Source organism: Agrobacterium tumefaciens (assembly GCF_005221325.1).
Classification (GTDB): Bacteria; Pseudomonadota; Alphaproteobacteria; order Rhizobiales; family Rhizobiaceae; genus Agrobacterium.
The window spans coordinates 1,227,056-1,240,156 of the sequence record NZ_CP039888.1; the positions used below are offsets into that span (position 1 = coordinate 1,227,056).

Sequence of the window (13,101 nt, forward strand, 5' to 3'; positions counted from 1 at the left end):
GGCCTCATTATGGTGTTGCGCAGGTGCCTTATTCGGCCGCTTCGGCGTAAGCTTCCATCGGCGGGCAGGTGCAGATGAGGTTGCGGTCGCCATAGACATTGTCGATGCGGTTGACCGGCGACCAGTATTTGTCGATGCGGAAGGCGCCGGGCGGGAAGCAGCCCTTTTCACGGCTATAGGGGCGATCCCATTCGCCGACCAGGTCTTCCACCGTGTGCGGCGCGTTCTTCAGCGGATTGTTGAGCTTGTCCGCACGACCTTCTTCGATATCGCGGGCTTCCTCGCGGATCGCCAGCATCGCATCACAAAAACGGTCGATTTCCGCCTTGGTCTCGGATTCCGTCGGCTCGATCATCAGCGTGCCGGCAACCGGCCAGCTCATGGTCGGCGCGTGGAAGCCGCAATCGACGAGGCGCTTGGCCACATCGTCCACCGTCACACCGCAGCTGTCCGCGAGCGGTCGGGTATCGATGATGCATTCATGTGCCACGCGACCGGTCTCGGACTTGTAGAGCACGTCATAAGCGCCCTTCAGCCGTTCAGCGATATAGTTGGCGTTGAGGATCGCCACCTTGGTCGCCTGCGTCAGCCCTTCGCCGCCCATCATCAGGCAATAGCTCCAGGAGATCGGCAGGATCGACGGTGAGCCGAAAGGAGCCGCAGACACAGCACCCTCGCGTCCATCCGTCGCCGGATGGCCGGGCAGGTGAGGCGCCAGATGCGCCTTGACGCCGATCGGCCCCATGCCCGGACCGCCGCCGCCATGCGGAATGCAGAAGGTCTTGTGCAGGTTGAGATGCGAAACGTCCGAACCGATATCGCCAGGACGGGCAAGGCCGACCATGGCGTTCATGTTGGCACCGTCGAGATAGACCTGACCACCATGCTTGTGGGTGATCTCGCAAATCTCGCGAACCGTCTCCTCAAACACGCCGTGGGTGGACGGATAGGTGATCATGCAGCACGAGAGGTTTTCCGCATACTGCTCTGCTTTTGCGCGGAAATCATCGATATCGATGTCACCGTTATCCCGCACCTTCACCGGCACCACTTTCATGCCGACCATCTGCGCCGAGGCCGGGTTGGTGCCATGCGCCGAGGTGGGGATGAGGCAGACGTCACGATGTGTGCCGCCATTGGCGAGATGATAGTTGCGGATGGTGAGAAGCCCCGCATATTCCCCTTGCGCGCCGGAATTCGGCTGCATGGAGAAGGCGTCGTAACCGGTAACCGAGCAAAGCTTTTCCGAGAGATCGTCGATCATCTCCTTGTAACCGAGCGCCTGATTGGCCGGTACGAAGGGGTGGATATCGGAAAATTCCGGCCAGGTGATCGGCAGCATTTCCGCCGTGGCATTCAGTTTCATGGTGCACGAACCGAGCGGGATCATCGAGCGGTCGAGTGCCAGATCGCGGTCCGAAAGACGGCGGATGTAACGGGTCATCTCGCTTTCGGCACGGTTCATGTGGAAGATCGGATGCGTCATGTACTGGCTGGTACGCAGCAGTTCCTTCGGCAGGCGATATTCCGGCTCAAAATCCGAGATCGAGAAATTGCCGCCGAAAGCGCGCCAGACGGCTTCCAGCGTTGCCGGGCGCGTGCGCTCGTCGAGGCTCATGCCGATCTTGGTCGCGCCGACCTTGCGCAGGTTCACGCCTTCCGCAACAGCCGAACGCAGGATGACACCCTGCATATGGCCGACTTCGACGGTGATCGTGTCGAAGAAGGTTTCCGGCTCGATGGTGTAGCCGAGCTTTTCCAGACCCTTGGCCATCAGGACAGCCTTCTGGTGGGTCTGCTGGGCAATCGCCTTGATGCCCTGCGGGCCGTGGAAGACGCCATACATGGAGGCCATGACGGCGAGCAGCACCTGCGCCGTGCAGATGTTCGACGTCGCCTTCTCGCGGCGGATATGTTGCTCGCGGGTCTGCAGCGACAGGCGATAGGCGCGGTTGCCGCGCGCATCGACGGAAACGCCGACCAGACGGCCAGGCATGGAGCGCTTATGCGCGTCCTTGACGGCCATATAGGCTGCATGCGGACCGCCGTAACCAACGGGAACACCGAAGCGCTGCGAGGTGCCGATGGCGATATCCGCACCCATTTCGCCCGGAGACTTCAACAGCGTCAGCGCCAGAAGGTCGGCGGCGACGGCCGCAATCGCGCCCGTCTGGTGCAAGCGGGAAATCAGGCCGGAGAAATCGCTGACATGGCCGTGGGTGCCGGGATACTGGAAGATCGCACCGAACACGTCGACGGGATCGAGATCGGTGAACGGATTACCGACAATCACCTTCCAGCCGAGTGGGGCCGCACGGGTCTCGATCAGTGCGATTGTCTGCGGGTGGCAATTGGCGTCCACGAAGAAGGCGGTTGCCTTGGACTTGGCGACGCGCTGGCACATGGCCATGGCTTCGGCAGCTGCGGTCGCTTCATCGAGCAGCGATGCATTGGCGACATCGAGGCCGGTCAGATCGCAAACCATGGTCTGGTAATTCAGCAGCGCTTCAAGACGGCCCTGGCTGATTTCCGGCTGGTAGGGCGTATAGGCCGTGTACCAGGCGGGGTTTTCCAGAATGTTGCGCTGGATGACCGGCGGCGTGATGGTGCCATAATAGCCCTGGCCGATCAGCGAGGTCAGGACCTGGTTCTTGTTCGCCGTCTCGCGAAGACGATCGAGCGCCTCACGTTCGGTCAGCGCCGCACCCCAGGTGAGCGGCACCTTCTGGCGGATCGAGGAAGGAACGGTGGCGTCGATCAGGGCGTCGAGGCTTTTATAGCCGACGACCTTCAGCATCTCCGCCATTTCCGACGGCGACGGCCCAATGTGACGCCGGTTGGCGAAATCATAGGGCTGATAGTCGGTGAAATGGAATTCCGTGGGCGTCGTCATTACGCGATCAGCTCCTTGTAGGCTGCTTCGTCGAGCAGCGTATCGGCATCCGCCACGTTGGAAAGCTTCAGCTTGAAGAACCAGCCGGCACCCTGCGGATCGGAATTGACGAGCGAGGGATCGTCAACGATCGCCTGGTTGATTTCGACCACTTCGCCATCCAGCGGACAATAAACGTCGGAGGCAGCCTTGACGGATTCAACGGTTGCAGCATCGCCATCCTTGGCAAAGGTTGCGCCCACTTCCGGCAATTCGACGAAGACGAGATCGCCGAGCTGTTCAGCGGCGTGGCTGGTAATGCCAACGGTGGCGATATCGCCTTCGAACTTCAGCCATTCGTGTTCTGCGGTAAATTTCAGCATCGTGTTCTCTCCGGAGATGGAATGAGGATTAGCGTTTGTAGGTGGGCTTGATGAAGGGCAGGGCGGCGACGGTGACGGGCAGGTATTTGCCGCGCACTTCCGCGAAGATCGCCGTACCGGGAGCAGCGTGAGAAACGGGCACGTATCCCATGGCAACGGGGCCTTCGACCGAAGGGCCAAAACCGCCCGAGGTGACTTCACCTATTTCCGTCTTGCCTTCTGCATCCGCAAAAAGCTTCGAATGACCGCGCACCGGCGCCTTGCCTTCAGGCTTCAGGCCAACACGGCGGCGCGATGTTCCGTCCTTGAGTTCGCCAAGAATGCGTTCCGCACCCGGAAAACCGCCTTCGCGATCGCCACCGGCGCGGCGCGCCTTCTGGATCGCCCATTCGAGCGAGGCTTCGATGGGGGAGGTCGTGGTGTCGATGTCGTTGCCGTAGAGACAAAGGCCGGCTTCCAGACGCAGGCTGTCGCGTGCGCCAAGCCCGATGGCTTCGCAATCGGGATGTTCGAGCAGGGCCTTGGCGATCTCTTCGGCCTTGTCTGCCGGCACGGAAATTTCAAAGCCGTCCTCGCCGGAATAACCGGAACGGGAAACGATGCAGGGCACGTCATGCAGCGGTACTTCCTGCACGTCCATGAACTTCATCTCGGAAACGCCGGCCCACAGTTCTGCCAGCACCGCTTCGGCGCGCGGTCCCTGCAGCGCGATCAGGGCGCGGTCATCGAGAAGGGTGATCTCGCAGGTATCGGAAAGATGCGCCTTCATATAGGCGACATCGGCGTCCTTGCAGGATGCATTTACGACGACGAAAAGATGGTCGCCGCGATTGGTGATCATCAGATCATCAAGAATGCAGCCGTTTTCGTCGGTAAAGAAACCGTAACGCTGGCGACCTTCCTTGAGACCGAGAATGTCGACCGGCACCAGCTTTTCAAGCGCAAGTGCGGCGTCGTCATTGTTGCCGGACTTCGCCTTCAGGATCACCTGGCCCATGTGAGACACGTCGAACACACCGGCGGAGGTGCGGGTCTGAAGATGTTCCTTCAGCACGCCGGCCGGATATTGCACGGGCATGTCGTAACCGGCAAAGGGCACCATGCGGGCGCCAAGCGAAATGTGCAGGGAATGCAGCGGCGTTGTTTTCAGCGCGGCGGTATCGTCCAAGGACGCCTCCAGGGTTGCGCGAGATATCGCGCGGGCTCAGGTCATGGCGCGAAGCGCCGGTTCAAGAGCCCCCTCTGTCCTTGTCGCCTGAGATTGTTATCCCTTCGGCGAGCCGTCCTTTAGATCAAGGTGGCTTCTCTCCAGAGTTCCGTCGTCACCACTGGTCCTTTTGCCTGAGAGTTTCCGGGGCGGTTGCTCCTTCGGCACCGCAGTGAAGCGGCTTCTCCCAACGATGATGCGACGCTCATTATCTTCGAAGCCCCGCTATTGGCAAGGACCAAATGACGCATCTGAACAGATTCTTGCTCCATCTGCGCCATCATCATCTGAGCCGTCTCGTCTCCAGGTTTCGAGAGGCGTTTCAGCGACCGGAATTCAGCCTGCTTAAAGAGCGTGCTGCTAATCGGATTTTTTCTCCGGCAAGCCCTTGCGTTTCGTCGACGCAAAATCCTCAAGTTCCTTTTCTGTCATGGACTTCTCCATGCTTTTTGAAGCGCCTTGTAAACTCGATTTTTTCACTTCGCCACGTTTGGCGGCGAGTGCCGCACCCGCCGCTTTCTGCTGGGCTTTCGATTTGGCTGGCATGTCGGCCTCCTTTAAAACGATGTTTCCACCGGGAAAATGCCACCTCACGCCGATTGTTCCCTTGCAAGTATCAAGCCTGCGGCAAAATTCCCCTTTGAAATCGACAGGAAAGCGGGATATCGCCTAGGACATGGACGCAAATCGAAAACGACGGCTGACAGGGATGGAGAAGATGCTTCGCATTTTCTGTACGACCCTGATGTTGTCGCTCGGTTTTGCCCACAAGCCCGCGCTTGCCGTAAGCCCGCAGGTCGTTCTCGACGAGAGCTATCGGCTGCCGGATGGCACCTTTGCTGAGATCTGCCTCGGTCACGCGGGCGGGGTGAATGCTTCCCATGCCAAAGACGGCCCGGCCCATTCGGGCGACGCTATCCTCTTCTGCGAGGCCTGCCTGCTGGCATCGTCCATTCTTCTGCCGATGCCCGATACGGAAGGCTGGCTGAAGACCGAATTCGCCTGGCTCGATAATCGCCTGTCCGCCGAATGGAGCTTCCGCTCCGTCCTGACGATCCGGAAACCGACCGCGCGCGGCCCGCCGTCCCTGTCCGCCTGATTTTTCACGTTACGGGATCATCGCCGCCTGCCAGCGGCACGGAGCGGCTGCGGAGCCCCAAGGGGTGCAGTCGCAGGGACAAACAAATGAAAACCACCAAGATCATCACCTGCACTCTCTTCGCTGCATCGGTTTCGACCGCGCCGGCTTTTGCCCATGCCACTTTCGTGGACGGTTCGGCCGAACAGGACAGCACCATCGTTGCCGCCCTTCAGGTGCCGCATGGCTGCGATGGCGGGCTTGCCACCACGGAAGTGCAGATCAAGCTGCCGGAAGGCTTCATTTCCGCCAAGCCGCAGCCCAAGGCCGGCTGGGAACTGGAAATCATCAAGGGCGACTACCAGAAGACCTACAAGAACCACGGCAAGGACATCACCAGCGGCGCTGTCGAAGTCCGCTGGAAGGGCGGCAACCTGCCGGACGAATTCTATGACACCTTCGCCGTGCAGGGTAAAATCTCCGGCATCGAAGTCGGGCAGGACCTGCCTTTCAAGGTGACGCAGCTTTGCGGCGACAAGGGCAAGGTCTCCTGGGATGAGGTCGCAGCCGCCGGCGTCGATCCGCATTCGCTGAAAAGCCCAGCACCGACCATCAAGGTCGCTGCCAAGGCGCATGCGGACGGGCACGACCATTCCGCCATGGCCATGGATATGGATGTCGTGAAGGCCGGTAGTCTCGAAGTGTCCGGCGGCACGACCAAGGCCATGCTTCCGGGCCAGCCGGTAGGCGGCGGTTACGTGACCATCAAGAACACCGGCGACAGCGACGACAAGCTGGTCGGCGTCGAATCCTCTGCCGCCGGCCGTGCTGAAATCCACGAGATGGCCATGGTCAACGACGTCATGAAAATGCGCAAGCTTGATGACGGTATCGTCATTCCCGCCGGCCGGACGGTGGAGCTGAAGCCCGGCGGCCTGCACATGATGTTCTTCAATGTGAAGAAACCCTTTGCCGAAGGCGACAAGGTGCCGGTGACGCTGGTCTTCGAAAAGGCTGGCAAGGTCGAGATCGTGCTCTCCGCAGGCGCAGCCAAGGGCGGCAACGATCATCAGCATAATTGACCGATGAAAAACGGCTACCGGAACGCGTGACAGGTCCGGTAGCCGCAAGATGTCTCATATATTGTATTTGTTTTTCAGCGCCGTGATGGAAAAGGCGATGGCACTTAACCATCACGATTTTCCAGAACTCGGTCGAAAATATCTAGAAAATAAAGCTGACACCAGACTGAACGCGGGGGTCGGCTTTACAAGTATAGAAACTCAGAAAGAAAATTAAAATATCTATCTATCAATTTGATCTAGAAGATCATTTTTGGATTTCTGTGGGGAGTTGTTTTCCTCATAGGCCTCGACGGCCTGCTCCAGCGTCGCCTGCGGTTCCTGGCGCTGACTGGCAACAGTGAGGAAATAGAGTGTCAGGGCCGGTGGCTTGATGACGGTCATCATGCCGCGAAGCTGGAAGTCCTCTCCACGTTCGGCCTGACGCGCCAATTCGTGAATAGCGTCTTCGATTTCGGTTTTGCGCGGAACGCGCTGCGATGGCTTCACCGCTTCCAGCGCATAGGCTGCCGTATTTGCGGAAACAGAAAGAACCTGTGTCATCCAACCCCCGGCCATCTTCGCGACCCTGAAAACCGAATATTAGCACTCTCATCTTGTTGGAAGGCTAAACCGCGACGCTGCAATTTAATCGTATTTTAATGGCTGACAGCGCCGGGCAAGGGGGTTTCGCCCTTGGTTCCCTTGGTCTAGAAATGCTTGGGATTGCCCGGTCCGGCAATTTCCGGAGACACCATCCCCATGATCAATATCGCTCTTGTCGCCACGGGCGGCGCAATCGGTTCCGTATTCCGTTATCTGGTCGGCGTCTGGAGCATGCGGCTGGCGGGGCCGAATTTCCCCTGGGGAACGCTTGCGGTCAATATCGTCGGGTCTTTCCTGATCGGTCTGCTGGTCGAACTTGTGGCGCGGCGGTTGAACGCATCCATGGAAATGCGCCTGTTTCTCGTCACCGGCGTGCTTGGCGGGTTCACCACATTCTCGTCCTTCTCGCTGGATGCGGTGGCGCTTTTCGAGCGGGGTGCACTCGGCCTTTCGGCCGTTTACATCCTTGCAAGCCTTGTGGTTTCCATCGCTGCGGTTTTCGCCGGGCTGGCCTTGGGCCGCAACTTGTTCTAAAGGCTTGAACCAAACGGCGCGCCGACGAACAGAGCGCGCGATCAAGACAGAAAGACTGGAAATTTCATGGCAGGTATCGAGCATATCAAGGTCGAGGCCGACGAGGCCGGTATGCGCCTCGATCGCTGGTTCAAGATTCACTATCCGGGGCTCGGTTTCGGGCAGCTGCAGAAGCTGCTGCGCTCGGGCCAGGTGCGGGTGGATGGTGGTCGGGTAAAAACGGATGCGCGGGTGCAGCCGGGACAGATGGTGCGTGTGCCGCCTGTCGATTCCGATATGAAGACCAAAACCGGTCCGATCGGATCGAGGGATCTCAAACATTCTGATGATGCCGAGCTTCTGGCGCGCATGCTGCTGCATGAGGATGACAAGGTTCTCGTGTTCAACAAGCCCGCTGGCATTGCCGTGCAGGGTGGTTCCGGCGTCAACCGCCACATCGACGGGCTTCTGGAAGCGTGGACCAGCCCGAAGGGCGAAAAGCCGCGTCTGGTGCACCGTCTGGACCGCGACACGTCAGGCGTGCTGGTGGTTGCCCGCACCCGTGGTGCCGCGCAGAAGCTGACGGCCGCTTTCCGCGAGCGCGATACCAAGAAGACCTATTGGGCGCTTGTTCGTGGCGTGCCGCGCAAACATCAGGACAAGATTTCCACCTGGCTGGTCAAGGAACAGACCCCCGACGGCGACCGCATGCGTATCGCCAAACACGGCGAGGAGGGGGCCGACCACGCCATTTCTTATTACCGTGTCATCGACACCGCCGCGCAGAACCTCGCCTGGCTGGAGATGGAACCTTATACCGGCCGTACGCACCAGCTTCGCGTTCACGCGCTGCATATGGGGCATCCGATCATCGGCGATCCGAAATATTATATCGACGATCCCAACTGGGATTTTCCGGGCGGCGTACAGAAGCGCCTGCACCTGCATGCCCGCCATATCGACATACCGCATCCGAACGGCGGCCGGCTTCGCGTCAGCGCACCCTTGCCGCCGCATATGGTGCAGACCTGGAACCTGCTCGGCCTCGACGTGGCAGATGGCGATAGGGAAGACTGATAGCAGATGAAACTCGTCCTTTTCGATTGCGATGGCACGCTGGTGGACAGCGCCGGCCTGATCCATGCCGTCATGTCCGAGACCTTTGCCGATTTTGGAAAGCCGCGGCCTGATATTTCGCAGACTAAGGCGATCATCGGGCTGACACTGGATATCGCCATCGCCCGCATGCTGGGCAGGGCCCACGTAGACGACGAAGCGGCGGCCATGGCGCTGCGTTACAAAGAGAACTACCAGCCCTTGAAGGAGCGTTTCGAGAATGCGACACCACTTTTTGATGGTATCGCTCCGCTGATCGATATGCTTTCGAAGCGGGATGACGTGCTGATCGGCGCCGTCACGGGCAAGGGTCGGCGCGGCCTCACCCAAATTCTCGAAAGCCATGGCTTCGCCGATCACTTCATCGTCTCGCGCACGGCGGATGATTGCCCCTCCAAGCCGCACCCGGCCATGGTGACGGAATGTTGCCACGAAACCGGCATGGTTCCGGCCGATACTGTCGTCATCGGTGACGCGATCTATGACATGCAGATGGCGAAAGCGGCCGGCGCAAAAGCCATCGGCGTCGCCTGGGGGTATGCTTCGATCGAGGACCTCTGGAAGGCGGGCGCCGATGCAGTGGTCAACCACCCGAACGAAATTCCGGCCTATGTTCCGGCAGATATTTCTGAATGACTTTTTCTATCCGACTGACGAGGATGTGCCATGCGTGATCTCCTGAACGACCTTTCGGAGGGCCTCAGCCACCCTGACCCGATCCTGCGCGCGCAGATCCAGATGCAGAAACCTTTGCCGAAGCGATTTTATAAGGATGTCACCGTTGCTGAGGTGGAAGAGGGCGGTTTCACCATCCTCCTCGACGGCAAGCCGCTGCGCACGCCCGCCAAGAAGCCGCTGGTCGCACCCTCGCGGGCGCTGGCCGAACTGCTCCGCGACGAATGGGATGCGCAAAAAGAAGTGGTGAACCCGGTCGTGATGCCCGTGTCGCGGCATGTGAATACCGCCATCGATGGTATCGCCAACGATACACAGGCGGTTTTCGAGGACATTCTCCGTTTTTCCTCGTCCGATCTCCTCTGCTATCGTGCTGGCGATCCGGAAGCGCTGGTTGCACGACAGACGGACCATTGGGATCCGGTTCTGGACTGGGCCGCCAATGTACTCGGCGCGCGCTTCATCCTCGTCGAAGGCGTCATGCATCGTGACCAACCGCGCGAAGCCATTGCGGCTTTCGCTGTGACGCTGAAGAAATACGATACGCCGATTGCGCTTGCCGCGCTGCACACCATGACATCTCTGACCGGCTCGGCCATTCTGGCGCTGGCATTGGCGGAAAGCGAGCTGACGCTGGAAGAAGCCTGGGCGCTCGCTCATCTGGACGAGGACTGGACCGCCGAGCAATGGGGCGAGGACGAAGAAGCGCTGGAACGCCGCGCCGTCAGGCTCATCGACATGCGTGCCGCCCTCAACGTTCTGGAGTCGCTGAAGAGCACCTCTTAACGCTTTTCTAACCCTGATCAACGAACATGCGGTTACCTCACGTAAGGGGAGCCGCTGATCATGACCACCACGCTGAAACGCCTTGGCATTCTAGTGCTGGCGTCTTTCGTGCTCATGTCTTTCAGGCTGGAACCGGAAGCGACAAACACCGACCGGCTGCTTTACGATGTGCGTGGCGCATTTGTCGCCGCACGCCCGGATGTCGCGCCAGCGCTGATGCAGTCCATTCATGCGCAAGTCCAGAATGCGATCAAGATAACGGCGCGGGGCGAGACCAGGCCACGCGTGGTGCTGACCATCCGTCTCGCATCCGTCACACGCGCGCCCTTCCTGTTCGGAGAGCGGGCATCGGCCAAGGTCGTCGTCCGTGCCGCAGCTGTAGCGACGGGCGAGGTGATCGCCGAGGCCAGATTCACCGCCACCGTTGTCAGCTTCGACAATCAGTCTATCGAACAGGAACTCGCCTACGGCGTCGCTGAACGGGTGATCCACGAATTCAGACTGAACCGGCCCGGCCCGACGACGCTTGCAACGGCTCTTTTTCCATAAACAGCAGGGAAGGTGGGAGGCAGCTACTCATCCGCCTCTTGTCTTGGAAATCTCACGCTCCAAAAAATCGCATCTCAATGCAGTGAATTTCACATACATTGCGTATCTGAATTGAAATACGCTGGTTACGTCACTATCTCGCATACGTAACGTATGTCAAATGACGTTCGAAGCTTTGGAAGCAGCGCTTCGCTCGTCCACTGCCACTCAGCCAAAAGAGAGATGCTAAATGACTGAACGCGACGCAATTTTCCCGGCCAACAGGCACGCGCTTTACGAAGAACACGGCTATTCGGCCGCCATTCGATCCGGTGACCTTCTTTTCGTTTCCGGCCAGGTCGGCAGCCGTGCCGATGGAACTCCCGAGCCAGACTTTGAACAGCAGGTCAGGCTGGCTTTCGAAAATCTCAAGGCCACGCTCGAGGCGGCGGGGTGCACCTTTGACGACATCGTTGACGTAACGACGTTCCATACGGACCCGGAAAACCAGTTCGGAACGATCATGGCTGTCAAACAGGAGATTTTCAGCAAATCGCCTTATCCGAACTGGACCGCCATCGGCGTCAACTGGCTCGCCGGCTTCGATTTCGAGATCAAGGTCATCGCCCGCATCCCTTGATGCCGGATCAGGACTGAACGGCGGCGCTTATGGGGCGCCGCCGGCCTGTTTCTCCATCTTTAGCCAAGCCGCTCTGCATGCCACTTCAGATGGTCATCCATGAAAGTGGAAATGAAATAATAGGAGTGGTCGTAACGATCATGCATGCGCAGCGTCAGGCCGATATCCGTGCCCTTGATCGCCTCTTCGAACAGCCAGGGGCGCAGGCCTTTTTCCAGGAAACTATCGGCCTTGCCCTGATCGATCAGGAATTCGGGAAACCGTGCGCCATCCTCGACCAGCGAGCAGGCGTCATATTGGCGCCAAGCGGCCCTGTCAGCACCGAGATATTTTTCCAGCGCCGGTTCCGACCAGTCGGCGGAAGAGGGGGCGACGATCGGTGCAAAGGCCGAGCAGCTCTTGAAGCGCTCGGGGTTCTTCAGCGCAATGGTCATCGCACCGTGACCGCCCATCGAATGGCCGAAAATGGACTGGCGGCTCATATCCGCGCGGAAATGCTGGCCGATCAGGGCAGGCAGCTCTTCCGTCACATAGCTGTACATCTGGTAGTGCTCCGACCACGGCTCCTCGGTGGCATCGAGATAAAAACCGGCGCCTTTGCCCATCTGCCAGTTGGTCAACTCATCCGGCACATCATTGCCGCGCGGGCTGGTATCCGGGCACACGATGATAAGCCCGAGTTCGGACGCCATGCGGCGATATTCGCCCTTTTCCATGACATTGGCGTGGGTGCAGGTGAGGCCGGAGAGATACCACACGACCGGGCAGGGCTCATGGATCGCCTTCGGCGGCACATAGACCGCAAAGGTCATCTCGCTTTTGAGCGTTTCGGATTGGTGCGAAAAAACGCCCTGCATGCCGCCAAAGGCCGTATTCTGCGAAATGATGTTCATGAAGCTATTCCCTTAAGAAAAATTTCCGGTTCAGCCCGCAAGCGAGACCGCGGCATTGACCGCCGCAGCGACCAGAACCGTGTTGAAGAAAAAAGAAACGATGGAGTGCAGCAGCGTCACCTTGCGCATGGCGGTGGTGGTTACCCCGACATCCGAGGTCTGCGCCGTCATGCCGATCACCACGGCGAAATAGAGGAAGTCGTAACCGCAAGGTTCCTTCGTCGCCGGAAAATCCATGCCGCCGCGACGCTGAGGTTTGCCATCCACCATGGCCGGCCGCCAGTAGAGATGGGCGTAATGCAGGGCGGTCATGGTGTGGATCGTCAGCCAGCCGAAGATCACCGAGGCAAAGGCGATGAGCAGCGTCCAGACCGTTTCACCCGTGTGGTTGAGCGCCTGAAACAGCGACACCACGGCAACACCGACCGCAAGCAGCGTCACCGCGATGATGGCGACCGCAGGCAGATCGTCACTGTCGGCATGGGCCTTCAGTTGCTGCGCCGTCAGCTTCGGCAGGCGAAAGGCAACCAGCATCAGATAGGTCAAAAAAAACAGAACTGCGGCTATCTCTATGGCGATTGAAGGCGCGAATGCCAGCGCCAGGCCAAGGCTGACGACCCAGACGAGAAAGGCAATGACGAAAGGCCGATGACGGCGATAGCTATTGCTCTTGGGACTAACGGGGCTCTTGGCTGGGTTTTTCGGACTGGCGGGGGTCATGGACGACACCTTTCTGTTTGCAG

The 13,101-nt window shown here is 59.3% G+C and carries 15 protein-coding genes and 1 riboswitch; of the genes, 8 read left to right on the top strand and 7 right to left on the bottom strand.

Going from position 1 to position 13,101, the window contains the following annotated elements; genetic code table 11:
• Nucleotides 1-28: 28 nt before the first annotated feature.
• The 4 genes from gcvP to CFBP5499_RS06425 form a co-directional block, all read right to left on the bottom strand.
• On the bottom strand, nucleotides 29-2,893 hold the full coding sequence (gene gcvP / locus CFBP5499_RS06410) for an aminomethyl-transferring glycine dehydrogenase (protein ID WP_080825149.1): 2,865 nt from the start codon (nucleotides 2,891-2,893) through the stop codon (nucleotides 29-31).
• Nucleotides 2,893-3,255 (bottom strand): glycine cleavage system protein GcvH, encoded by a 363-nt coding sequence (gene gcvH / locus CFBP5499_RS06415; protein WP_006315335.1) that lies wholly within the window; start codon nucleotides 3,253-3,255, stop codon nucleotides 2,893-2,895. The genes gcvP and gcvH overlap by 1 nt, the downstream gene beginning before the upstream one ends.
• 28 nt (nucleotides 3,256-3,283) lie before the next feature.
• The gene (gene gcvT, locus CFBP5499_RS06420; protein ID WP_080825148.1) at nucleotides 3,284-4,423 is read right to left on the bottom strand and encodes a glycine cleavage system aminomethyltransferase GcvT; all 1,140 of its coding nucleotides are present in this window, start codon (nucleotides 4,421-4,423) and stop codon (nucleotides 3,284-3,286) included.
• Between the two features lie 151 nt (nucleotides 4,424-4,574).
• Nucleotides 4,575-4,662: riboswitch (glycine riboswitch) on the bottom strand.
• Nucleotides 4,663-4,822: 160 nt separating this feature from the next.
• The gene (locus CFBP5499_RS06425) at nucleotides 4,823-5,008 is read right to left on the bottom strand and encodes a DUF3008 family protein (RefSeq protein WP_006315333.1); all 186 of its coding nucleotides are present in this window, start codon (nucleotides 5,006-5,008) and stop codon (nucleotides 4,823-4,825) included.
• A gap of 172 nt (nucleotides 5,009-5,180) precedes the next feature.
• Between CFBP5499_RS06425 and CFBP5499_RS06430 the strand changes: the two genes are divergently transcribed.
• Together CFBP5499_RS06430 and CFBP5499_RS06435 are read left to right on the top strand one after the other, a co-directional pair.
• On the top strand, nucleotides 5,181-5,561 hold the full coding sequence (locus CFBP5499_RS06430) for a hypothetical protein (protein WP_080827342.1): 381 nt from the start codon (nucleotides 5,181-5,183) through the stop codon (nucleotides 5,559-5,561).
• A gap of 86 nt (nucleotides 5,562-5,647) precedes the next feature.
• A complete protein-coding gene (locus tag CFBP5499_RS06435) occupies nucleotides 5,648-6,622 on the top strand; it encodes a copper chaperone PCu(A)C (protein WP_080825147.1) in 975 nt (324 codons plus the stop codon).
• A gap of 222 nt (nucleotides 6,623-6,844) precedes the next feature.
• Here the strand turns inward: CFBP5499_RS06435 and CFBP5499_RS06440 are convergent, their stop codons facing one another.
• A complete protein-coding gene (locus CFBP5499_RS06440) occupies nucleotides 6,845-7,165 on the bottom strand; it encodes a hypothetical protein (protein ID WP_080827341.1) in 321 nt (106 codons plus the stop codon).
• Nucleotides 7,166-7,363: 198 nt separating this feature from the next.
• Between CFBP5499_RS06440 and crcB the strand changes: the two genes are divergently transcribed.
• From crcB to CFBP5499_RS06470, 6 genes are all read left to right on the top strand, one after another.
• Complete coding sequence (gene crcB, locus CFBP5499_RS06445) at nucleotides 7,364-7,741, top strand: fluoride efflux transporter CrcB (protein WP_080825146.1); 378 nt, start codon at nucleotides 7,364-7,366, stop codon at nucleotides 7,739-7,741.
• A gap of 66 nt (nucleotides 7,742-7,807) precedes the next feature.
• Nucleotides 7,808-8,797 (top strand): RluA family pseudouridine synthase, encoded by a 990-nt coding sequence (locus CFBP5499_RS06450; protein ID WP_080825145.1) that lies wholly within the window; start codon nucleotides 7,808-7,810, stop codon nucleotides 8,795-8,797.
• Between the two features lie 6 nt (nucleotides 8,798-8,803).
• Nucleotides 8,804-9,472, top strand: a complete 669-nt coding sequence (locus CFBP5499_RS06455; RefSeq protein ID WP_080825144.1) for an HAD family hydrolase — start codon at nucleotides 8,804-8,806, stop codon at nucleotides 9,470-9,472.
• A 30-nt stretch (nucleotides 9,473-9,502) separates the two neighbouring features.
• Nucleotides 9,503-10,297, top strand: coding sequence for an ATP12 family chaperone protein (locus tag CFBP5499_RS06460; protein WP_080825143.1), 795 nt, complete (start codon nucleotides 9,503-9,505; stop codon nucleotides 10,295-10,297).
• Nucleotides 10,298-10,357: 60 nt separating this feature from the next.
• The gene (locus CFBP5499_RS06465; protein WP_080825142.1) at nucleotides 10,358-10,846 is read left to right on the top strand and encodes a hypothetical protein; all 489 of its coding nucleotides are present in this window, start codon (nucleotides 10,358-10,360) and stop codon (nucleotides 10,844-10,846) included.
• 229 nt (nucleotides 10,847-11,075) lie between these two features.
• On the top strand, nucleotides 11,076-11,465 hold the full coding sequence (locus tag CFBP5499_RS06470) for a RidA family protein (RefSeq protein ID WP_080825141.1): 390 nt from the start codon (nucleotides 11,076-11,078) through the stop codon (nucleotides 11,463-11,465).
• 59 nt (nucleotides 11,466-11,524) lie between these two features.
• Here the strand turns inward: CFBP5499_RS06470 and fghA are convergent, their stop codons facing one another.
• Together fghA and CFBP5499_RS06480 are read right to left on the bottom strand one after the other, a co-directional pair.
• Nucleotides 11,525-12,358 carry an S-formylglutathione hydrolase gene (gene fghA, locus CFBP5499_RS06475; RefSeq protein ID WP_080825140.1) on the bottom strand — a complete coding sequence of 278 codons (834 nt, stop codon included), beginning with the start codon at nucleotides 12,356-12,358 and terminating at the stop codon, nucleotides 11,525-11,527.
• A gap of 30 nt (nucleotides 12,359-12,388) precedes the next feature.
• Nucleotides 12,389-13,078: a DUF1345 domain-containing protein gene (locus CFBP5499_RS06480; protein WP_080825139.1), complete on the bottom strand. Its 690-nt coding sequence runs from the start codon at nucleotides 13,076-13,078 to the stop codon at nucleotides 12,389-12,391.
• Nucleotides 13,079-13,101 lie beyond the last annotated feature (23 nt).